This window comes from uncultured Methanobrevibacter sp. (assembly GCF_934746965.1).
In the GTDB taxonomy this organism is placed as follows: Archaea; Methanobacteriota; Methanobacteria; order Methanobacteriales; family Methanobacteriaceae; genus Methanocatella.
Genome location: NZ_CAKVFS010000010.1, coordinates 1 through 22,274, shown reverse-complemented (window position 1 = coordinate 22,274; position 22,274 = coordinate 1). Strand labels below are relative to the sequence as shown.

At 29.2% G+C, this 22,274-nt stretch carries 18 protein-coding genes; 11 read left to right on the top strand and 7 right to left on the bottom strand.

What is annotated here, in order from left to right; genetic code table 11:
- Positions 1–5 precede the first annotated feature (5 nt).
- Positions 6–1,655 (bottom strand): dihydroxy-acid dehydratase, encoded by a 1,650-nt coding sequence (gene ilvD / locus Q0984_RS08290; RefSeq protein WP_299526329.1) that lies wholly within the window; start codon positions 1,653–1,655, stop codon positions 6–8.
- Between the two features lie 93 nt (positions 1,656–1,748).
- Positions 1,749–2,774 (bottom strand): ATP-binding protein, encoded by a 1,026-nt coding sequence (locus Q0984_RS08285; protein ID WP_299526326.1) that lies wholly within the window; start codon positions 2,772–2,774, stop codon positions 1,749–1,751.
- A gap of 346 nt (positions 2,775–3,120) precedes the next feature.
- Here Q0984_RS08285 and aspS point away from each other — a divergent pair, with 346 nt between their 5' ends.
- Entirely contained in the window at positions 3,121–4,440 is a 1,320-nt protein-coding gene (gene aspS / locus Q0984_RS08280; protein ID WP_299526324.1) for an aspartate--tRNA(Asn) ligase, read from the top strand.
- A 15-nt stretch (positions 4,441–4,455) separates the two neighbouring features.
- Positions 4,456–5,673 (top strand): aminoacetone oxidase family FAD-binding enzyme, encoded by a 1,218-nt coding sequence (locus tag Q0984_RS08275; RefSeq protein ID WP_299526323.1) that lies wholly within the window; start codon positions 4,456–4,458, stop codon positions 5,671–5,673.
- Position 5,674: 1 nt separating this feature from the next.
- Here the strand turns inward: Q0984_RS08275 and Q0984_RS08270 are convergent, their stop codons facing one another.
- Both Q0984_RS08270 and Q0984_RS08265 read right to left on the bottom strand, forming a co-directional pair.
- On the bottom strand, positions 5,675–5,944 hold the full coding sequence (locus Q0984_RS08270) for a hypothetical protein (RefSeq protein ID WP_299526321.1): 270 nt from the start codon (positions 5,942–5,944) through the stop codon (positions 5,675–5,677).
- Positions 5,945–5,952: 8 nt separating this feature from the next.
- A complete protein-coding gene (locus Q0984_RS08265; protein WP_299526319.1) occupies positions 5,953–6,963 on the bottom strand; it encodes a hypothetical protein in 1,011 nt (336 codons plus the stop codon).
- 314 nt (positions 6,964–7,277) lie between these two features.
- Between Q0984_RS08265 and Q0984_RS08260 the strand changes: the two genes are divergently transcribed.
- From Q0984_RS08260 to argS, 4 genes are all read left to right on the top strand, one after another.
- Positions 7,278–7,907, top strand: coding sequence for a cobalt-precorrin-8 methylmutase (locus Q0984_RS08260; RefSeq protein WP_299526317.1), 630 nt, complete (start codon positions 7,278–7,280; stop codon positions 7,905–7,907).
- A 9-nt stretch (positions 7,908–7,916) separates the two neighbouring features.
- Positions 7,917–9,188: a glutamate-1-semialdehyde 2,1-aminomutase gene (gene hemL / locus Q0984_RS08255; RefSeq protein ID WP_299526315.1), complete on the top strand. Its 1,272-nt coding sequence runs from the start codon at positions 7,917–7,919 to the stop codon at positions 9,186–9,188.
- Between the two features lie 102 nt (positions 9,189–9,290).
- Positions 9,291–9,713 (top strand): signal peptidase I, encoded by a 423-nt coding sequence (locus Q0984_RS08250; protein ID WP_299526313.1) that lies wholly within the window; start codon positions 9,291–9,293, stop codon positions 9,711–9,713.
- 15 nt (positions 9,714–9,728) lie between these two features.
- Entirely contained in the window at positions 9,729–11,456 is a 1,728-nt protein-coding gene (gene argS / locus Q0984_RS08245) for an arginine--tRNA ligase (protein WP_299526311.1), read from the top strand.
- A 14-nt stretch (positions 11,457–11,470) separates the two neighbouring features.
- Here argS and Q0984_RS08240 read toward each other — a convergent pair whose 3' ends face one another.
- The 3 genes from Q0984_RS08240 to Q0984_RS08230 all read right to left on the bottom strand — a co-directional run bounded on the left by Q0984_RS08240 (position 11,471) and on the right by Q0984_RS08230 (position 14,740).
- Positions 11,471–11,917 (bottom strand): MarR family winged helix-turn-helix transcriptional regulator, encoded by a 447-nt coding sequence (locus Q0984_RS08240; protein ID WP_299526309.1) that lies wholly within the window; start codon positions 11,915–11,917, stop codon positions 11,471–11,473.
- Entirely contained in the window at positions 11,907–13,277 is a 1,371-nt protein-coding gene (locus Q0984_RS08235) for an MATE family efflux transporter (protein WP_299526307.1), read from the bottom strand. The genes Q0984_RS08240 and Q0984_RS08235 overlap by 11 nt, the downstream gene beginning before the upstream one ends.
- Positions 13,278–13,387: 110 nt before the next feature.
- Complete coding sequence (locus Q0984_RS08230; RefSeq protein WP_299526305.1) at positions 13,388–14,740, bottom strand: MATE family efflux transporter; 1,353 nt, start codon at positions 14,738–14,740, stop codon at positions 13,388–13,390.
- An 84-nt stretch (positions 14,741–14,824) separates the two neighbouring features.
- Between Q0984_RS08230 and purD the strand changes: the two genes are divergently transcribed.
- The 5 genes from purD (at position 14,825) to Q0984_RS08205 (ending at position 22,158) form a co-directional block, all read left to right on the top strand.
- Positions 14,825–16,135 (top strand): phosphoribosylamine--glycine ligase, encoded by a 1,311-nt coding sequence (gene purD / locus Q0984_RS08225; protein WP_299526303.1) that lies wholly within the window; start codon positions 14,825–14,827, stop codon positions 16,133–16,135.
- Positions 16,136–16,223: 88 nt separating this feature from the next.
- The gene (locus Q0984_RS08220; protein WP_299526301.1) at positions 16,224–18,932 is read left to right on the top strand and encodes a type I restriction endonuclease subunit R; all 2,709 of its coding nucleotides are present in this window, start codon (positions 16,224–16,226) and stop codon (positions 18,930–18,932) included.
- 267 nt (positions 18,933–19,199) lie between these two features.
- Positions 19,200–20,021 carry a hypothetical protein gene (locus Q0984_RS08215; protein WP_299526299.1) on the top strand — a complete coding sequence of 274 codons (822 nt, stop codon included), beginning with the start codon at positions 19,200–19,202 and terminating at the stop codon, positions 20,019–20,021.
- A gap of 21 nt (positions 20,022–20,042) precedes the next feature.
- Positions 20,043–20,612 (top strand): restriction endonuclease subunit S, encoded by a 570-nt coding sequence (locus Q0984_RS08210; RefSeq protein WP_365907283.1) that lies wholly within the window; start codon positions 20,043–20,045, stop codon positions 20,610–20,612.
- Position 20,613: 1 nt separating this feature from the next.
- Complete coding sequence (locus Q0984_RS08205; RefSeq protein WP_299526298.1) at positions 20,614–22,158, top strand: type I restriction-modification system subunit M; 1,545 nt, start codon at positions 20,614–20,616, stop codon at positions 22,156–22,158.
- Positions 22,159–22,274 lie beyond the last annotated feature (116 nt).

Sequence of the window (22,274 nt, the reverse complement as noted above, 5' to 3'; positions counted from 1 at the left end):
CTAAATTACCTCAATATAGCACCAGTATCTGCTGATTGAACAAGTTTACTGTATAATGATAACCATCCATCAACATCTCTTTGTGGATTTTTTCTATTAGCTAATCTATTTGCTATTTCTTCATCAGATAATTCCACATTTATAAATCTGTTTTCAATATCAATTTCTATTATGTCTCCATCTTCAATAGCACCAATTGGTCCATCAGACATAGCTTCTGGTGAAACATGTCCAATACATGGTCCTCTTGTCCCTCCGGAGAATCTTCCATCCGTAACAAGTCCAACATCTTTGATTTCCATACCTGCAAGTGCAGAAGTAGGATTTAACATTTCTCTCATTCCAGGACCTCCTTTAGGACCTTCATATCTGATTACTAAAATGTCTCCTTCTTTTACTTTATGATCAAATATAGCTTGGGTAACTTCCTCTTCACTATCAAATACTTTTGCAGGACCTTTAAGATGCATTAAATCTGGTGAAACTGCACCTTTTTTAACAACTGATCCGTTAGGTGCAAGATTTCCTTTTAATATAGCTATTCCACCATCTGCATGTATAGGATTGTCTAATGGATGAATAACATCAGTATTTGTAACTTCAACATCTGCAATGTTTTCTTTTAATGTTTTTCCAGTAACTGTAATAGTGGAAGTATTAATTTTATCTCCAAGTGTTTTTAATACTCCTGGAATTCCTCCAGCTTTATGTAAATCCATCATTGTGTCGCTACCTGCTGGTGAAATTAGACAGATATGTGGTACTACTCTACTAATTTTGTCAAATAAATCAAGAGTAACATCAACATCTTTAACTTCATTAGCTATTGCTGGAATGTGGAGTGCAGTGTTACTGGACCCGCCAAGAGCCATATCAATAGTGATTGCATTATTAAATGCTTCTTGAGTTAAAATATCAGATGGTTTTAAATCCATTTCCACTAATTTAATGATTTGTTTTCCTGAATTATAAGCCATTTCTTCATTAGCTTTATCTAAAGCATGTGTTGTAGCACAAAATGGTAAGGATAATCCTAATGTTTCTGTTACACAGGCCATTGTATTAGCAGTAAATAATCCAGAACAACTACCTGCTCCTGGACAAGCACATTTTTCTATCTCATAAACTTCATCTTCAGATATTTTTCCTGCAGACTCCTGACCAACAGCTTCAAATACAGTGATTAAATCAGCATTTTTACCTTTATAATGTCCAGCAGCCATAGGACCTCCAGTAACTACAATTGTAGGTATATTTACTCTGGTTGCTCCCATAATCATACCTGGAACTACTTTATCACAACTAGGCATTAAAACTAAACCGTCAAAACTGTGACCTTTTGCCATACTTTCAACAGTAGCTGCTATAATTTCTCTTGAAGGAAGGGAATACTTCATTCCTTCATGATTCATACTGATTCCATCACAAATAGCCATAGTGTTAAATTCAAATGGAATGCCTCCTGCAGCAATTATTCCTTCTTTTACAAATTCAACAAGTTCTCTAAGATGAATATGTCCAGGAACGATTTCTGTAAAACTATTAGCTATTCCAATAAAAGGTTTATTAAAATCATCATCTTTAAGACCACATGCTCTAAGTAGGGACCTATGTGGAGCTCTTTGAATTCCTTTTTTAATATTATCACTTTTCATTTAATCACACATTAAGTCATTTAATGGTTTAATATTATATTTAATAATAAATAAAAGCTATGTTACTTTTAAAAAAAGAAAATATAATGGTATTTAATTTGAAATATCATTTTCAAAATTTAAAATCATAAAATAAACTAAATACAGTCTATTGCTGAAACGATATTCTCCGCTTTTGTATTTTCCAATGGATTCTAAGATATTTAATTGTGTAGCTCTCTTAAGAAAATCTGAAAAAACTTTTTTTTCATCAGAAGTGAGATATTTTTCAAAATTACTTTTTTTAAAAGAATCTGCACTGTATTTTCCAAGTTTCATTAAAATATTTTCATATTTTTCGCTACGTATAGTTCTATCTAACACAGGTTTTATTTGTCTACCTATTAAACGTCCTGCTTCTATGATTCCATCTTTAGCATAATTAATATTAACATTAAATCCTTCTGTTTCCCAGAATACTGTGTCTCCAATTTCTTGCATCATTAAAGGAATTCCTCTTGAAAATGTAGTCATAAAAGACAATGCATCTTCATCACAGTTCATATTTACACTATTAAAAGTATCTTTAAAAAAATCAGTAATTTCATTTTCGCTTAAATAATCAATGTCATCATAATGAAAAATTCTTGCAAATGATTCATCATGGTTTACGAGGTTTTGAAATTTCTCAGGATATCCTGCTATTAATATATAGATTGGAATATTGTAATTTCTCATTTCAATAGTATCTGCAAATCGTTTATACCAATTAACAAACTCCTTTGAATCAGATAAACCATTAATATCATCAATTATTAGAAAAATCCCTTTATCTGTATTTAATTCTAAATATGTTTCGTATAAATAATGTGAAAAATCATTTACAAAATCTTTAGTTGCGTAATCATTTAGTTTAAAGTTAACTTTTGTTCCTTTAAATTCTAGACTTTCAATAGAATCTCCAAATATTTTTTTAATTTTATGTTTGATGGAATTTTCGGGGATGTAATTAACTAATCCTTCAATAATATCTGTAGCTAGTTTTTCCAGAGATTCATTTCCTTTGTTAGAGATATATACTCCAAGCATTTTATCTGAAACTAATTTCTGAACATATTTTGCCAATGAAGTTTTACCCATACCTTTTTCCCAGTTATAAAATAGTGTTGGGCATCTCCTTTTGTTGCTTTATTTAAATATCTTAGTATTTTTTGATAATTTTTTGCCTTCCTTTGAAATAATCAAAACTAACCGGTTTTTCAACTTGAAAGGGGCTTTCTTTATCAACAAAATCAATTAACATTTTAATTGGCTCCATAATTTATTGTAGGTTAGTTTTTTCTTATTTAATAATAGTTATTTATAAAATATTTAAAACATTGGGAAATTAACATATCTTTATTAAATATAAAACTTAAATTTATTAATATAATGAAAATTTAATTTTATTATAATTATTTTTTTTAAAAAACCTAGAGGTGAACTAATGCAAGGTTTATTAAATGAATGGAGAAGAACAAATTATACTAAAAATGTTACTCCTGAATTAACTGGACAAGATGTTGTCGTCATGGGTTGGGTACATGAAATCCGTGATTTAGGTGGAATCATCTTTGTTATTATTAGAGACAGGGAAGGTAGAGTACAAATTACCGCACCTAGTAAAAAAGTAGATGCAGAAATGCTTGAAGATCTTAGAAAACTTAGGAAAGAGTCTGTTGTAGCTATTAAAGGTACTGTTCAAGAAGCACCTAAAGCACCTAATGGTGTTGAAATTATTCCTAAAGAAATTAATCTTTTAAACTTAGCTAATCAACCACTTCCAATGGATCCTACTGATAAAGTTAAAGCTGAAATTGATACCAGGCTTGATTCTAGATTCATTGATTTAAGAAGAGAAAATGTTAGTGCTATTTTCAAAATTAAAAATAGGATGTTCCATACTGTAAGGGATTTCTTCTATGAAAATGGATTCATGGAAATTAACACTCCAAAACTTGTAGCTTCTGCTACTGAAGGAGGAACAGAGCTTTTCCCAATAACATATTTCGAAAAAGAAGCATTCTTAGGTCAATCTCCACAATTATATAAACAAATGATGATGTCTAGTGGAATGGATAAAGTATTTGAAATAGGTCAAATTTTCAGAGCTGAAGAACATGATACTTTAAGACATTTAAATGAAGCTGTTTCTATAGATGCAGAAGCTTCTTTCATGGATGATGTTGATGTCATGAAAATACTCAATAATATGATTGAACAAGTTATTATTGATGTTAATGAAGATTGTAAAGAAGAATTAAACATATTAGAACATGAAATGCCTATTCCTGATGGACCTTTCCCTGTTGTAACTTATGATGAAGCAGTAGATATTGTAAATTCTAGAGATGTTGAAATGAGTTGGGGTGAAGATTTATCCCGTGCAGGAGAAAAAGCATTAGGTGATGCAATGGGAGGATTCTACTTCTTAACTGAATGGCCTTCTGAAATTAAACCATTTTATGTAATGCCTAATTCTAAAGATCCTACTAAAGCTCAAGCTTTTGATTTAATGTATAATAACTTAGAATTATCCTCTGGAGCTACTCGTGTTCATCAATACGATGTTTTAGTAAAACAAATAGAAGAAAAAGGATTAAATGTAGCTTCATTTGGTAGTTACTTAAAAGCTTTCGAATATGGAATGCCACCTCATGCAGGTTGGGGTGTAGGTGCTGATAGGTTAGCTATGGTACTTACTGGAGTTGAAAACATTCGTGAAACAGTTCTCTTCCCAAGAGACAGACATAGATTAACTCCTTAAAAAAATCTGATTAATATGGAAGAATTTGATATAGCTATAATTGGTGGAGGTCCTGCTGGAATAATGGCTGCAATAGCTATTTCCAGTGATTTAAATGTTGTATTGCTTGAAAAAAATTCATCATTAGGAAAAAAACTTCTTATAACTGGTGGTGGAAGATGCAATATAACTAATGGAAAACCAATTAAAAAGCTATTAAATTCTTTTCATGATAAAAACTTTTTAAAACACTCTTTTTACACTTTTACAAATGAAATGCTACTGGACTTATTTAGGAATAAAGGCCTTGATTTTATAACTGAAGATAATAATCGAATATTTCCAGAAACTGAAAAATCTTTGGATGTATTAAATATCTTAAAAGATTATTTAAGTGATATAACTATAAAATATAATTATAATGTTTCAGATATTAAAAAAGATGGAAATTTTATAATAAATAATGATATAATAGCTAAAAAAGTAATAATTGCTACTGGTGGAGCTACATTTTCAAAAACTGGTTCTACTGGAGATGGTTATTTATTAACAGATAATCCTCTTACTAATATTAAATATGCTCTGGTTCCGTTAGTAACTAAAAAAGATTTATCTGATATAGCAGGGATTACGTTATATGAGGTTATTATAAAATATAAACACTTTAAAATTTCTGGAGATGTATTAATAAGTCATGTTGGATTAACTGGACCAGGAATTCTAAATATAAGTACGGAAATTTCAAGAAATGCTGATTATAATATTTTAAAAGATGCTGATGTAAAATTAAATGAATCATTAGCTATTGATTTATGTCCTAATTTTAATCAGGATGAACTTAGATTTAAATTCACTAATGATTTCCAGGATAAAGGAAAAACATATATTAAAAACTATTTAAAGTACTTTTTAACTAATAATTTTATTCCCTTCTTTTTAGAAGAAGCTGGAATTGATGGTGAAACTCAATTAAGTAGAATTAATAAAAAACAAAAAAATAAACTAGTGGAATCCTTAAAAAATTTTAAATTTGAAATCATTGGATTTAATAAGGATTTAAGTCATGTTACTTTAGGAGGAATAGCTATTGATAATGTTAATCCTAAAACTATGGAATCCACTATAATGGAAGATTTATATTTTGCTGGTGAGATCTTAGAACCTGTTGGTCCTACTGGAGGATATAATCTTAAAATTGCATTTTCTACAGGTTATTTAGCAGGATTATCTGCATCTAAAAAAATAAAAAAGTGAATCATTTTTTCAATGATTCTTTTATTTCGCTTAATGTCTCTATTCCAACATCAGTTACATAAGATATGTCATATAAATTCATTTTTTCTTCTTTTATCAATGTTTTAGCTATTTTAATACTTTTTTGTTCCCTTCCCTGTTCTGCACCAGTTATTATTCCTTCTTTTTCACCTTCTGTTATTCCTTTTTGGAATCCTTCGTAGAATCCTTTTTTATATCCTATTCTAAATCCTTCTTTAAATCTTTGGTCTTCGTATAATATGTCATTCATATTATCACTTATTTCCCGTATAGTGTTTTTAATTGGTTTTTGGGTATCTTGGTTGCGTGTGAGATGGTGTTTATTGGAATATTTGCTTTTAGTAATTCTTTAGCTATTTCTATTTGTGATTGTTCTTTACCTTTTTTTATTCCTCTTTTTTCTCCTTTTATTATTCCTTTTTCTTCTCCTCTTTTTTCTCCTTTTATCATACCTTCTATTATTCCTTCCATTTTACCTTCTGCTTTTCCCTCCTTTTTTCCTTTTCTTATTCCTTTCTCTATTCCTTTTTCCATTCCATCTTCAAATTTGGATTGACCAAATTCTTCTATTAATCTCATATTATCACTTAATAAGTTGCATAATCTTTTTCGTGTGTTTTCATTTTCAATAAATTTATCTATTAATAGCCAAGTTATGCCAAATACAAATTCTGAGCTACGATTTATTGAATTTATTAGTTTATTTAGTGTTTTCACAGTTTTTTCTAGCTGTTCTTCTATTGTGCCTTCAAAACTCATTAATGGTGATAATGCAAGGTTTATTAATTCGGTTTGGTTTATTTTTTGGTTGTTTTTTATTTTAGTTTCAATAATATTTATAGCTTCCTCAGCATCATGATTTTTTAGAGAGATTACTAATATTTTGAAGCTGCAGGTATCATTGATTTTATAATCTATTATTTTAGTTTTTTCTACAGTGCTAAAAACAATCAAATACATTGGCTTGTTATTTGTACGATCTTTGTCTTTAAGTGCTGTATATAATCTAAATTGTCGTTTATCATGTAGGTCTATGTAAGTTGATTGAAATTCTGTTATTAAAATTACATGATCTAATTCCATGATAAAATCTGCATGGTATAATTTAGGATTTATTTCTAACAATTCTGTTGGGTTACATATAATAGTTTTTGTTTGTAATTGGTCTGGAGTAATATTAAGCATTTCTAAAGGTATTTTATTGATTAAACTAAATGCATCTTCTTTAGCAATACCTTTAAGAATTTTATCCAGATGTTGAACAACCATAATTATCACTTTCTTAAAAAATTTTTGTAATACTTTATATTCGTTAAAATGTATTTAAAACTTTTCATTTAATTATATTGCAATTTTAAATAAGTTATATAAAAAATAACAGTTAATTAAATATTTTAAAGTGAAAATAATCTTATAAAACAAAGTATTTAAAATAATCATTATGATAAATTTATGAGAAGGTCTGTTTATTGGTGAAATTAGATAATTTGATGTTATTTGGTATTATTAAACAATAAAAACTTTTTTTTAACAATATGTCTATTTTTATAAATTATAAATATCCTAACAATATATATTATATTATGAAAAATCAGATGTTTATGGGTGCATCAACTAAACAAGGTTATGATATAGCTACTAAAAGTAGGGAAATTATTCGTAGTCTTATTGGTGATGACATTAAAGATTTGGCTCCTGCTGAAAGAGATATTGTTGAACGTATTGTTCACTCTACTGCGGATCCAGAATATGCTGAACTTGTACATATGAGTGCTGATTTTGTTGAAGCAGCTATGGCTTCTTTAAGAAATAAAGAAACAATTTTAACTGATATTAACATGGTTAAATATGGTATAACTCAATATGAGGGAAATGTTGAATGTTTTATTAAAAATGAAGAAGTTAAAAAAATAGCTAAAGAGAATCAGATTACCAGAGCTGCAGCAGCTATGAGGTATGCTGCTCAAAATGATTTTGAAGGAATTGTTGTTTCTGGTAATGCTCCAACTGCTGTTTTTGAAGCTATGGATTTATATGAAAAAGGTCAAATGAATCTTAAAGCAATTGTTGGAGTTCCTGTTGGTTTTGTAGGTGCTGCAGATTCAAAAGAAGCTTTAAGAAATTCAAATATTCCAAATATTATTGTTGAAGGTCCTAAAGGTGGAACACCAATAGCTGTAGCTTGTGTAAATTCTTTAATTCAAAATTTATAATGTGATAATATGTCTTCTAAAGATTTATTCCAAGAATCTAAAAAATTCATACCTGGTGGAGTTAGTTCTCCAGTTCGTGCATTTGAACCATATCCATTTTTTGTTGAAAAAGCTAGTGGTTCAAAAATATATGATGTTGATGGAAATAAGTATATTGACCATTGTTTAGCTTATGGTCCTTTAATACTTGGACATGCAGATCCTAAAGTAGTTAGGGAAGTGTCTAATCAATTAACTATTGGGTCTGCTTATGGTGCTCCAACTGAAAATGAAATTATTTTGGCAAAAGAAGTTGTTGATAGAATACCTAGTGCTGAAATGGTTAGATTTGTAAATAGTGGTGGGGAAGCTACTATGAGTGCTATTAGATTAGCTCGTGGTTTTACTGGTAAAGATAAAATTATTAAATTTGATGGTGCATATCATGGAGCTCATGATTATACTTTAGTTAAAGGAGAGCCAGGTCAACCTTGCATTCCAGATACTAATGGGATTCCTCTTGATACAGCTAAAAATACTTATTCTGTTCCTTTTAATAATGAAGAAGCATTAGCTGATTTGATTAAAAGGGAAGGTGATAATATAGCTTGTCTTATTATGGAAGTGGTTATGGGTAATATTGGTTGCATTGAACCTAAAGAGGGATTTTTAGAGTTTGTAAGAGAGATTACAGAAGAAAATGGTATTGTATTAATATTTGATGAAGTTATCACTGGTTTTAGATTAGCTAGAGGTGGAGCTCAAGAATATTATGGTGTAACTCCTGATTTAACTACAATGGGTAAAATTGTAGGTGGAGGTTTACCAATGGGTGCTTTTGCAGGTAAAAAGGAAATAATGGAGTTAATTGCACCTAATGGTCCAGTTTATCAGGCAGGTACATTTAGTGGAAATCCTATATCTGTTCAGGCAGGAATTTCCACCTTAAAACAATTGGATAATCAATTTTATAAGGATTTAGAAAGAAAAGGTAACTTTTTAAGAAGTAATATTCAGTCAGTTATTGATGAGCAAGGTTATAATATTACTCCTGTAGGTTGCGGGTCTATGTTCCAAATATATTTCAATCCAGCTCCAGTTTATGATAATGAAGATGCACATAATTCTGATGCGAAAAGATTCTTAAGATACTTTAGAGCATTATTAAAAGAAGGAGTATTTATTCCACCAAGCCAATTTGAATGTAACTTTATTTCAAGCGCTCATAGTATGGAAGATTTAACACAAACTGCTGAAGCTATTGAAATAGCTTTGGAAGTAGCTTTTAAGAAAAAAGGATAATATCTCCATGATATTATCTTCAACTATTTTTTTTTATTTAATTGAAAATTTAGCTAACTTATTTATAATTATTAATATATAATTAACTATTAAGGTGTTAGCGTGACAGATTATAAAGAAATCATATCTTACATCGTTATTCTTGCAGTAGTTTTAGTAGCTGCACAACACTTAAATGTAGTTGTTTCTGGAAGTATGGAACCTGTTTTTTACAGGGGAGATATTGTAGCTGTTGAAAAGGCTGATTTTTTAGGAATTCATGAATTTGATCCAAATGATGTACAGGTAGGAGATATAGTTGTTTATAATGCAACATGGTATAGTGAACCTGTAATTCATAGAGTAATTAATATTACCCAAATTAATGGAACAACGTATTATATGATTAAAGGAGACCATAATAGTCATCCTGACCCATATTATGCAACAGCAGATCAAATAAATGAAAGGGTTTTAACCTGGGATGGTCATCCTATTGTTATTCCATATATTGGAAATATTTCTCTTTGGTTAAGAGGTTTGTAATTTAAAGGTGAGTTAATGTATTTTGAAATAGAAAAACAAGCAATTAATGCTATAAGTGATGCTTTGGAAAAATTTGATGTTGATGTTCCTTTGGAGAATTTCCAAGTTGAAGATGAGAAAAATTTTAGATTAGAGTTTCCTCCAAATCCAGATATGGGGGATTTAGCTAGTACTATTGCATTTTCTCTTGCTAAAAAATTAAGAAAAGCTCCAAATATTATAGCTTCTGAAATTGTGGAAAAACTTGAAATTCCTGAAATTTTTGAAAAAGTGGAAGCTATTGGTCCTTATGTCAATTTTTTCATTGATTACTCAACTTTTTCTAAAAAACTTTTAGAGTATGTGGGAGATGATTATGGTCAGCTTCCAGAAGTAGGTGAAAAAATAATATTGGAACATACTTCTGCTAATCCAAATGGACCTTTACATATTGGACATGTAAGAAATTCTATTTTTGGTGATTCTTTAAATCGTCTTTTAAAGTTAGCAGGTAGGGATGTTGAAACACAGTATTATGTAAATGATATGGGTAGACAGATAGCTATTATTGTATTTGGAATTACTGAACTTGGTTTAAAAATTGAAGATCAGGAAGGAGACAAAATTGACCATAAAATTGGGAAATTGTACTTTAAAGCTAATCAAAAATTAAATGAAGATGAAAGTTTGGTTTCACATGTAGATAATCTAATTGAAAGATATGAAGGTGGAGCAGAACCTGAGTTAAATAAGATTTTTGAAGAAGTAGTTGAAAGTTGTCTTTTAGGAATTAAGGAAACACTTCATAGAATTAATATTGACCATGATGACTTTGTATGGGAAGGTCAGTTTGTAAGAAGTGGTGAAGTAGATAAAATGGTTGATTACTTTGACCATGAAGGATTTGTCTCTTATGGAGATGTAACATACATTGATTTAACCTGTTTCCAAATTGAAAAAGAATTTGTACTTAGAAGATCTGATGGAACTTCACTTTACTCAACAAGAGATTTAGCTTACCATAGATACAAAGCTACTCAAGGTGATGTGGTTTTAGATATTTTAGGTTCAGACCACAAATTAGCAGCTCAACAAATTAATGTAATCTTTAAGGAAATATTAAGGGAAATTCCTCCTGAAGTAATCTTTTATGAATTTATCACTCTTCCAGAAGGATCAATGTCTACAAGAAAAGGAGTATTTATCTCTGTAGATGAATTAGTTGATGAAGCTGTAAAAAGAGCAGCTAGTGAAATCAAATCTAGAAACCCTGATTTAACTGATGAAGAAATTGCACCAATGGCTGAAGATATTGGTGTGGGAGCTATCAGATTCTTTATAGCTAAATTATCTCCAGAAAAACATTTGACCTTTAAATGGGATGAAGCATTAAGCTTTGAGAGAGGTTGTGCTTCAATTCAGTATGCTCATGCAAGAGCATGTAAATTACTTAAAAAATCAACTAAAGATGTCTCTTCTTTAGAAATATCTGATGAATGGGTACCTAATGATGATGAAAAAGATTTAATTAGGATAATAGCTAAATTCCCACAAGTTATTGAAGACTGTGCTAACAAAAAAAGGATTCACAATATTACACAATATTGTCAAGACTTAGCTAGTGCATTTAATAAATTCTATAAATCCGAACAAGTTATTGGTTCAGATGTAGAAGATACAAGACTTATTTTAGTAGATAGAGCTAAAACTACCTTAAAAAATGCATTAGACATTTTAGGAGTTCCAGCTCCAGAAAAAATGTAAAAATGAGTTTAATCTCATTTTTCTTCTCTTTTTATAACTGCTGAATATATTTTTTTAAGAGTATTTTTAAATTCTTCAAATTCTTCATCACTTAAGTTTTCAGCACATATTTCATCCCATTTTTTATCATAGTCCATAACCTTTTCGGCTATTTTAGCACCTTTCGGGGTGATTTTAACATAATTTTTTCTTTTATTTTCATAATCGGGATGTTTTTCAATGTATTCTTTTTCTTCTAATTTGTTTAATGCTCTTGTCACTGTACTTTCATTAATTTGAAAAACTGTAGCTAGTTTTTGTTGTGTGGAGGATTCTTCTTTATAAAGTCTTATTAAAAGAGGATATTGTCCAAAACTTAAATTATACTCTTTCATTTTATTATTTATGAATATTCCATATTTCCGGTGTATTGTTCCAATAAGGGGAATTGTAGGAATATCTTTTTCATCTTCAATTCCCATTTTGATTCCTCTTGATTAAACGTTTAACATAAATTTCAATAATTCCATAGGCTATTATAGAACCAATAAGTCCTCCTATAAGCATTCCAGTATATACTCCAATTTCACCCATATTAAATACTAATCCTAATAGGCATGCAAATATTAAAACTAATATTAATTCTCTGAATGTTGTTAATACAAGGGAAATAGTTCCTTTTCCAAGTCCTTGGAATACACTTCCGGCAGTTGCACCAAATGGAACAAACAATACAAATAAACACATTATTTTTAAGAAATCAGTGATTAATGGTGCTAATGCAGCACTAGTTGATGAATATGAGAATATGTATGCAATTTGACCAGCAAAGAAATGAATTAATAAGCATGTAATTAATGAAACAATAAATCCAATTTTAACAGCATATCTTACTGTTGTTTTTATTTTATCATAATTACGAGCACCATAAGCTACTCCAGCTACTGTAACTGCTGCTGTTCCTACTCCTACTGCAGGTATGATTCCAACTGAGATAATTCTCCAGCCTGCAGTATATACTGCAACTGCTGTTGTTCCAGATACAATAGTTAATAAAAAATTAATAACAATAGCTAATACAGACATAATAAGTTGTTCTAAACTAGCTGGAATTCCTACGGATAATATATCTAAATACATTTTCATGTTATTTTTAAAGTTTTTAAGAGAATATGAAAGATAGGTGTCTTTTTTAATGTATATCCAGTAGATTTGCATTAAAAGACCGATAAATCCAGCTATTCCTGTTGCCATAGCTGCACCTGCGATTCCTTGTCCTAATGTGTATATAAATATTGGATCTAAAATCATATTTGCAATAGCTGTAACTGCAAGAGGGATTGTTGCTCTATTTACATCTCCTTCAGCTCTAAATATTCCTCCAATAATTGATGGTATTACTAATGCAAAGGTCCAGATAAATAGTACAACACCATATTGTTTACAATAACTTAATACTTCGCTAGCTCCCATTATTTTTAATATTGGGTCTAAAATTATAAGGAAAAGTACCATGAATCCGATTGATATTATAATACTTAATATTAATGAATGTGCTGTTGCTTTGTCTGCTTTATTTTTGTCTTGAGCTCCAATATATCTTGAGATAAGTGAATTTGCACCGGCTCCAATACCGTTTCCTACTCCTACTAAAATCATAAATAGTGGAGTAATATATCCTATTGCAGCTAATGGGTCTGCACCTAGTCCTGCAACCCATATACTGTCAATTATGTTATTTAACATTACTAAAAGTAAACTACCAATAATTGGGTAAGCTAATTTGTTTATAGCTTTTTTTGGGTCTCCTCTTATTAATTCTACATTTGAATTTTCTGTCATGTTTCACCTCAATTCTTGCACATGCAAGTATTACTCTTGCATATGCAATTGTTGGTATATAAACTTTTGGATTTTATACAATTATAAAAAAAGAAAATGAGGTCAAATAATTATTTTAAAAGTTTTTTAATAAACCTTTCAATAGCAAAAAGACCTACAGCAGATCCGATAGCATTACCAATAACTACTCCGTAATAAACACCACGAACACCTAAAGCTAAACTTATTCCAAGTACAAATGTAAATAAAATCACTAAAATAGCTTCTCTTTGCATTGTTAAAACAAAACTTGTTAATCCTTTACCCATTCCCTGGAATGCATAACTTGCTGTTGCACCAAAGGCTACTGGAATTATGAAAAGCCAGACAAAGTTTAAAATATAACTGATTGTTGGTGCAAGAGAACTGCTGTTTGATGAATATGAAAATAGATATGCAATCTGATTAGAAAATACAATAAATATTAATGAAGTAACAATTGAAAATATAAGTCCTAATTTAATTGAATATCTTGTAGCTATTTTAATATTTTTATAATTTCTTGCTCCATAAGCTATTCCAACAACAGTAATTGTTGAAGTTGCAATTCCAATAGTCGGCATTATAGCAATACTCACTAATCTCATTACAATAGTATAAGTAGCTACAGCATTTGTTCCTCCAGTTATTTCAAGAATAATGTTAACTATAATTGCAACAACAGCCATTAAAAGTTCTTCAAGACCTGCTGGAATTCCAACATTTAAAATCTCTTTATACATTCCAAAATTTATTTTAAAGTTTTTAAATGTGTATTGGAAGTAGGTGTCTTTTTTAATAAACATCCAATAAAGTATTAAGAGTAATTCAACTAGAATACTAAGTAAAGTAGCTATTGCAGCACCAGCTATTCCTAAATTTAGAGTATAAATAAAAATAGGATCTAAAATCATGTTTAAAATAGCTGAAATACACATAGGTAATGTAGCTCTTTTAATATCTCCTTCTGCTCTGAAAATTCCGGCATAAGCTACAGGAAGTATTGTAATAATTGCAAATATGAAAAGAGGCTCTCCGTAAGCTAAAGCATAGTTAATTACCTCTTTAGCACCCATAATATATAAAGTAGGTTCTAAAATTGCTACAAAAATAATTGTAACTATTATGGATACTATTATTCCCAAAACTACAGATTGAATTGCTGCATCATTTGCTTTTAGCTGATTTTTACTACCTATATAACGAGAAATCAAGGAATTTACACCTGCTCCAATACCAGTTCCAATTCCAACTAAAATAAGAAATAATGGTGTTACAAAACCAATAGCTGCTAATTGGTCAGGACCTAATCCTGCAACCCATATACTGTCAATTAAATTATTACTCATTATGAGAAGCATACTTATTATAATGGGGTATGCCAGTTTTTTAACAGCTTTCTTAGGGTCACCTGTAATCTCTTTCATGTTATTGTTTAATTCCATTAGATTTCTCCTTTAAAATATAGGTAATATATTTTAATGTCAATTTATATAAATATATAATATATAAAAATTGGAGAATTGTTAATGAAGGTCTTAGTAGTTGGAACTGGTGCTCGTGAACATGCAATAGCTGATGCACTTAAAAATGACGTTGAATTATATTGTTATATGAGTAAGGTAAATCCAGGTATTTCAAAAATAGCTGAATTTGCACAAGGTGATGAAGGAGAAATAGAAAAAGTAGCCAAGTTTGCTGTAGATAATAATATTGACATAGCATTTATAGGTCCGGAAGCTCCTTTAGGTAAAGGAATTGTTGATGAACTTGAAAAAAATGGAATTAAATGTGTTGGACCATCTCAAAGTGCAGCAAGAATAGAAACAGATAAATCTTTTATGAGAAAACTATTTGAAGATTATAATATTGAAGGATCACTTGTCTATAAAGTATTTGATAATTATGAAGACGTCTCTGCATTTCTAGATGACTTTGATAGAGATGTTGTAGTAAAACCTGTGGGATTAACTGGTGGAAAAGGAGTTAAAATTGTAGGTGACCACTTAAAAGACAATAATGAAGCTAAAGAATATTCAAAAGAAGTAATCGACAATGCAATGGGCGGATTTACTCAAGTTATCATTGAAGAAAGATTAATCGGTGAAGAATTTACAATTCAAGCTTTCTGTGATGGAACACACTTAGCACCAATGCCTGCAGCGCAAGACCATCCTCATGCTTTTGAAGGAGATGTAGGTGCAATTACTGGAGGTATGGGTTCTTACTCTGATAAAGGAGGATTATTACCATTTTTATCTCAGGAAAATTATGATGCTGCAGTAAAAATAATGGAAGCTACTTTAGAAGCTATTGCAAAAGAAGCTGAACCATATAAAGGTATTCTTTACGGACAATTTATGTTAACTGCAGATGGACCTAAATTAATTGAATACAATGCAAGATTTGGAGATCCTGAAGCTATGAATGTTCTACCATTACTTAAAACACCATTAGCTGATGTATGTCAAGCTATAGTTGATGGTAACTTAGATACTGTAGAATTCAACGATAAAGCTAGTGTATGTAAATATATAGTTCCTGAAGGATATCCGGAAACTTCTCACGGTGGAGAACTCATTGAAGTTGATGAAAAAGCTATTGAAGAATTAGGAGCTAAAGTATTTTATGCAGCAGTAGGTTTAGAAGATGATGGAATACACCTTTCAACTTCCAGAGCATTAGGTATTGTAGCTAGTGGAGACAGTATTGAAGAAGCTGAAAAAATAGCTGAAAAAGCATGTGATTGCATAAAAGGTAATGTTTACCATAGAAGTGATGTGGGAACTACAGAACTTGTTAATAAAAGAGTAGAACACATGAATGATATTTTGGATTAATTTAATCCATTTTCTTTTTTTTTAATAGTAACTTGTATATAATTAGCACAACAAATATTCTAAATGATTTAAATATTGTTGTGATATTATGGCTAGTCAAAGTGAAGCTGCTTTAGAAAATAATTTAATTAAAACTTTAGTTGATGGTGGTTATGATAGAGTTTTAATTAAAGATGAAACAGACTTGGAATCTAATTTTAAAAAGCAGTTGGAAAAATTTAATAATACTACTTTTAATGATGATGAATTTAAAAAGATTCTTATTCATTTACAGGGAGGTTCTATTTTTGAAAAAGCTAAAAAGCTTAGAGATCAATATGAACTTTCTCGTGAAGAAGGAACATTCTATGTTAAATTTTTAAATAAGAAAGAATGGTGTAAAAATATTTTTCAGGTTACAAACCAAATTACAATGAAAGGAAAACATGAAAACAGGTATGATGTAACTATTCTTATTAATGGTTTGCCTTTAGTTCAAATAGAACTTAAAAAACGTGGTGTAGAATTAAAACAAGCATTTAAACAAATTCAAAGATACCAATTACATTCATTCCATAATTTATTTAATTATGTTCAGATTTTTGTAATATCTAATGGTGTTAATACTAAATTTTTCTCAAATAATCAAGAATTAAACTATAATTTTACCTTTTTCTGGAAAGATAAGGATAATAAGAATATTAATAACTTGGAAGAGTTTGCAGATACATTTTTAGAAAAATGCCATCTGTCTAAAATGATTTCACAGTACATAGTTTTAAATGAAACAAGAAAATCATTAATGGTTTTAAGAGCATATCAGTATTATGCAGTTGAATCTATTCTTGAAAGTGTTTCAAATAAAACCAATGGATATGTATGGCACACTACAGGTTCTGGAAAAACTTTAACTTCATTTAAAGCTTGTCAAATATTAGCTGGAAGAGATGATATTGACAAAGTAATGTTTGTTGTAGATAGAAATGATTTGGATTATCAAACAACTAAAGAGTTTAATAGTTTTTCAGCAGGTGCAGTAGATGGTACTGACAATACAAAAGCACTTATTAAGCAATTAAAAGGTCAAAATAAACTTATAATCACAACAATACAAAAATTGCATCGTGCTGTAAAAGGTAAGGCAAAACAATTGGAAAACTATAAAGATCTTTCTATGGTTTTAATGTTTGATGAATGTCACAGATCCCAATTTGGAGACATGCATAAAGATATAACTAATTTTTTTAACAATATTTGCTGTTATGGTTTTACAGGAACTCCAATTTTTGCAGAAAATGCAAATAACTCAAGAACAACACAGGATTTATTCGGAAAATGTTTACACTCTTATTTAATTAAAGATGCAATTCATGATGAAAATGTTTTAGGATTTTCGATAGATTATGTAGGAACATATAAAAGTAGAGTTAAAACAGATATTGAAGTTGAAGCTATTGATACAAGGGAAGTTATGGAATCTGAAGAAAGATTAGAGAAAATTGTTGATTATATTATTAAATATCATGATAATAAAACATATCACAAAGAATTTACAAGTATGTTTTGTGTTTCATCAGTTCCGGTATTAAATAAATATTATAAGATTTTTAAAAAGAAAAGTCCAGATTTAAAAATTGCCTCAATCTATTCATATGGGGATAATGTAGATTTGGAAGAAGGCAATAAACATCCTAGAGATAATCTTGGAAGCCATATAGAAGATTATAATGAAATGTTTGGAACTAATTTTTCAACAGATGATTTTGGTTCATATTATGTTGATTTAAGTAAAAGAAGTAAAAATAAACAGATTGATATTCTTTTAGTTGTAAACATGTTTTTGACTGGTTTTGATAATCCTTTATTAAATACACTGTATGTTGATAAGAATTTACAGTATCATAGTTTAATTCAGGCATTCTCAAGAACAAACAGGGTGCATGATGTTAAAAAAACACAGGGAAATATTGTTTGTTTTAGGAATCTTAAAAAACGTACAGATGAAGCAATTAGGCTTTTTTCAGATGGGGATGCTTCAGGATACATTGTAACACTTCCTTATGAAGATTATGTTGAAAAATTCAATAAATGTGTAAGTAGACTTTTAAATCTTGTACCTGAAGTTCAGGATGTTGATTTATTGGAAGATGAAAATGATGAAGCAAAATTTGTATTGAATTTTAAAAATATTCTTAGAGTATTAAATCGCATGACTACATTTGCAGAATTTAGTTATGATGATTTAAACTTAGATGAACAACAAGTAAATGATTATAAAAGCAAATATTTGGACTTGCATGATAAATATGTTCGCAGGGAAAGTCCTAAAAAATCAAGTATTTTAAATGATATTGATTTTGAAATAGAACTTACGAGACAGGACAATATTAATGTTTCATATATTTTAACTCTTTTAAAAGAGTTAGATCCGAAAGATGCTTCATTTAAGAAAGATGTAAGGTTAATTCATGATTTAATGCAGGCTTCCCATGATCTTAAAAGTAAAGCTGAGCTTATTGATAAGTTTATACATGAAAATATTGTTGAGTCAGATGTACCTATTGATGTTGATGAGGAATTGCCTAAATACTTTGAAAAAGAAAAAAATAAGGAAATTAGTGATTTAGTGGCTTCTGAGAATTTATCTGATGAAAAGACTAGGGAAGTTATTGCAGAATATGAATATAGTGGTAAATTATATGATGATGAGATCAGAAAGTCTTTTAATGAAGATTTAGGATTTTTAAAACGTAGACATAAAGCAGATTTGTTGAAAAATAAGATTATTAATTTGGTAGATAAATTTGCATTAATTTAATTTTTTGTCCTAATTGATTAGGACAAAACATTTATATACTAAAAAGTATAAAGTATAATTTGTCCTACAAAAATAGGACAAAATTAATTTAAGAATAAAAAAACTTGCCATGTAAACATGACAAGTAAATTGATTGCACTTTATTCTATTTATTTCAACATTATTAAATCTGTTGTTTAATTTTGAAATTCAAAATGGAAAATATAAAATTTGTTTTCATGTTTACTGGCAGTTTTTTTTCTAAATAAAAAAACAAAAGGTATTAAAATGAGTAAACAAACTACACAACAAAAAATACAAGAATTAAACGACGATGGAATAACTTTTGATAGGTATAATAATAAATTAGTGGTTTATAACAATAATCATGAATATTTAATTTCTGAAAATGCATTGGAACTTACTATACGCCATGGAATTAAAAGAACAGTATTTGATGAAAGTGATATATTTAATCTCTTCAGAAAATATGAAGTATATGAACCATTAACCTTTGCAGACTATGAAAGAGTATTGGAAGAACATGAAATACTTAGAAAGGAAATATCAAATATTGGATCACTAGAAGATAATGATGCTGTAAAATTTGGATTAAACTATTTTATCAACCATGAACGTGATAGTGGAAGTCTATATCAAACATTAAAAATCATTAATAACTTTGATAAAATGTCTGAACTTCCATTAGTTGGATTCCAGTATGAAAATAGATATCGAGCTAAAATATTGGAAATATTTGGAATAGATGATTTTGGAGATTTTTCAAGAGCATTATATAATAAATCCTATGCTCTACTTGAAAGTGAATATGATAAGTTATTATTAACAAAAAATAAAAATTTAAGGTTTGTAGATGGAGTTAGATACAATGGATTAGATGAAGTTCCATTAACTAAAATAATAGATTATGGGAAAATTTACAATGATGTATATCGTAATCTTCGTGTGAAATGCGGATGTAAATTCAATCAAAAACCTTCAACATACAATTTAATGAACAGCTTTTCATTAGTACATCATTTTAAAATAGAATATCATGATAGATTTGATTGTGGTTTCACACCTAGGAGGTTAAGATGTTCTTTATAAAAAAATTCAGGGGGAATCTAAATAGAAACAAAAAAATTATCTCAGATAGCTGATGTTTTTTCAGGAGTTAGATTATCCAGATATGATGATGAGTATAGTGAATCACAAGTTGTGATTCACAAAACATACTCTGATGATTTTTTAAAGTTTGACTGTGAATCTAGAACAGTTTCAGATAATATTTATCTTGAAAAATTTGAGAAATACTTTTCAAAAGAAAATGATATTATTGTTTCTCTTTTTGATCCAACTAGAGTAACTAAAATTACAAAAAAAGGATTAATAATTCCAGATAGATATGCAATTATAAGATTACATGAAAATATAGATCCTGATTTCATGGTTCTTCTTTTAAAAAGTAGCATATTCAGACGAGAACTAAATAAGTTAATTGAAGGTTCATTCGCAAAATATATTAGAACTAGATATATACAAGAAGTTAAATTGCCAATTCCAGATTATGAAAATCAAAAGAAATATGGTAAATTATTGAAATTACTGGAAGATAAAATTCAATTAAAGTTAAAATCAATAGAAAACAATAAAAAGGCACAAAAAGCATTATTGGATAAATTAGTGAGGAATTATTAAAATGTCAGACAAGCAACAAAATTTAGAAGCAAAACTATGGGCAGTAGCAGATGTACTACGTGGAAAAATGGATGCAAATGAATTTAAAAATTACATTTTAGGATTTATTTTCTACAAATATCTATCTGAAAAAATTGATTTAAGGTTAACAAATGAATTAAAACAAGATGGTTTAACTTTTGAACAAGCATATGAAATAGAAGAATTTCAGAATGATTTAAAAGAGGAAGCCATTGAAAATTTAGGGTACTTTATAGAACCTCAATATCTTTTTTCAAATTTAGTTAACCAAGCAAAAGTTGGAGATGAAGACTTAATTCAAAATGTTGAAACTGCATTTAAAAAAGTAGGAGACTCTTCAATCGGTGGAGAAAGTGCACAGGACTTTGAAAACCTCTTTGATGATGTAGACCTGCAATCCTCCAAACTAGGAAGAAAAGTGTCTGATAAAAACAAAGTAATTGCAGAAATAATAAAACACTTGTCTGAAATTGATTTTGAACTTGAAAATGATGAAAACGACATTCTTGGAGATGCATATGAATATTTAATAGGCCAATTTGCATCAGATGCAGGTAAAAAAGCAGGAGAATTTTACACGCCTCAAGAAGTAAGTAAAATCTTAGCAAAACTAGTAACAGTTGGTAAAAATAGGTTAAAATCAGTTTATGACCCAACATGTGGTTCAGGATCACTTTTACTTCGTGTAAGTAAAGAAGTAAAAGTAACAGACTTTTATGGTCAGGAACTAAACCAAACAACTTTCAACTTAGCTAGAATGAACATGATTCTTCACGATGTAAACTTCAATGACTTTGAAATCCGTCAAGGAGACAGTTTAGAAGAACCACAATTCATGGACATGAGATTTGAAGCAATAGTAGCAAATCCACCATTTTCAGCAAAATGGTCCTCAGATAAAAAATTCCTAGATGATGAAAGATTCAGTGCAGCAGGAAAATTACCACCTAAATCAAAAGCAGATTATGCATTTGTAGAACACATGATTTATCACTTGGATGAAAACGGAACAATGGCAATAGTATTACCTCACGGAGTATTATTTAGAGGAGCAGCAGAAGGAAGAATCAGAAGATTCCTAATTGATGAAAGAAATTACCTTGATGCAGTAATAGGAATGCCATCTAATCTATTCTACGGAACAAGTATCCCAACATGCGTATTAGTATTTAAAAAATGCCGTGAAGAAAACGAAGACATATTATTTATTGATGCTTCACAGGAATTTGAAAAAGTTAAAAATCAAAACAGGCTACGTGAAAAAGATATTAATAAAATAGTCAACACATACATCAACCGTGAAGAAATAGACAAATACTCACACAGAGCATCACTTGAAGAAATTAAAGAGAATGATTTTAACTTAAACATTCCACGTTACGTTGATACATTTGAAGAAGAAGAACCAGTAGACTTAAATGAAGTTTGCAATGAACTTGAAAAAATTTCTGAAGAAATGAAAGAAGTTGATGCAGAAATTAAAAAATACTGTGATGAATTAGGCATAAAAGCACCATTATTTTAGGGATTGATTTTAATGAGTGAAGAAAAATTAGTTCCTAAATTACGGTTTTTGGAGTTTTCAGATAAGTGGAAAATTAAAAAAATAGATGAAATTGCAAATGTTGTAGGTGGTGGAAC

Bases quoted from the DNA above. Each gene is read 5' to 3' on its own strand.
- ilvD (WP_299526329.1), bottom strand. From the start codon at position 1,655: ATGAAAAGTGATAATATTAAAAAAGGAATTCAAAGAGCTCCACATAGG.
- Q0984_RS08285 (WP_299526326.1), bottom strand. From the start codon at position 2,774: ATGGGTAAAACTTCATTGGCAAAATATGTTCAGAAATTAGTTTCAGAT.
- aspS (WP_299526324.1), top strand. From the start codon at position 3,121: ATGCAAGGTTTATTAAATGAATGGAGAAGAACAAATTATACTAAAAAT.
- Q0984_RS08275 (WP_299526323.1), top strand. From the start codon at position 4,456: ATGGAAGAATTTGATATAGCTATAATTGGTGGAGGTCCTGCTGGAATA.
- Q0984_RS08270 (WP_299526321.1), bottom strand. From the start codon at position 5,944: ATGAATGACATATTATACGAAGACCAAAGATTTAAAGAAGGATTTAGA.
- Q0984_RS08265 (WP_299526319.1), bottom strand. From the start codon at position 6,963: ATGGTTGTTCAACATCTGGATAAAATTCTTAAAGGTATTGCTAAAGAA.
- Q0984_RS08260 (WP_299526317.1), top strand. From the start codon at position 7,278: ATGAAAAATCAGATGTTTATGGGTGCATCAACTAAACAAGGTTATGAT.
- hemL (WP_299526315.1), top strand. From the start codon at position 7,917: ATGTCTTCTAAAGATTTATTCCAAGAATCTAAAAAATTCATACCTGGT.
- argS (WP_299526311.1), top strand. From the start codon at position 9,729: ATGTATTTTGAAATAGAAAAACAAGCAATTAATGCTATAAGTGATGCT.
- Q0984_RS08240 (WP_299526309.1), bottom strand. From the start codon at position 11,917: ATGGGAATTGAAGATGAAAAAGATATTCCTACAATTCCCCTTATTGGA.
- Q0984_RS08235 (WP_299526307.1), bottom strand. From the start codon at position 13,277: ATGACAGAAAATTCAAATGTAGAATTAATAAGAGGAGACCCAAAAAAA.
- Q0984_RS08230 (WP_299526305.1), bottom strand. From the start codon at position 14,740: ATGGAATTAAACAATAACATGAAAGAGATTACAGGTGACCCTAAGAAA.
- purD (WP_299526303.1), top strand. From the start codon at position 14,825: ATGAAGGTCTTAGTAGTTGGAACTGGTGCTCGTGAACATGCAATAGCT.
- Q0984_RS08220 (WP_299526301.1), top strand. From the start codon at position 16,224: ATGGCTAGTCAAAGTGAAGCTGCTTTAGAAAATAATTTAATTAAAACT.
- Q0984_RS08215 (WP_299526299.1), top strand. From the start codon at position 19,200: ATGAGTAAACAAACTACACAACAAAAAATACAAGAATTAAACGACGAT.
- Q0984_RS08205 (WP_299526298.1), top strand. From the start codon at position 20,614: ATGTCAGACAAGCAACAAAATTTAGAAGCAAAACTATGGGCAGTAGCA.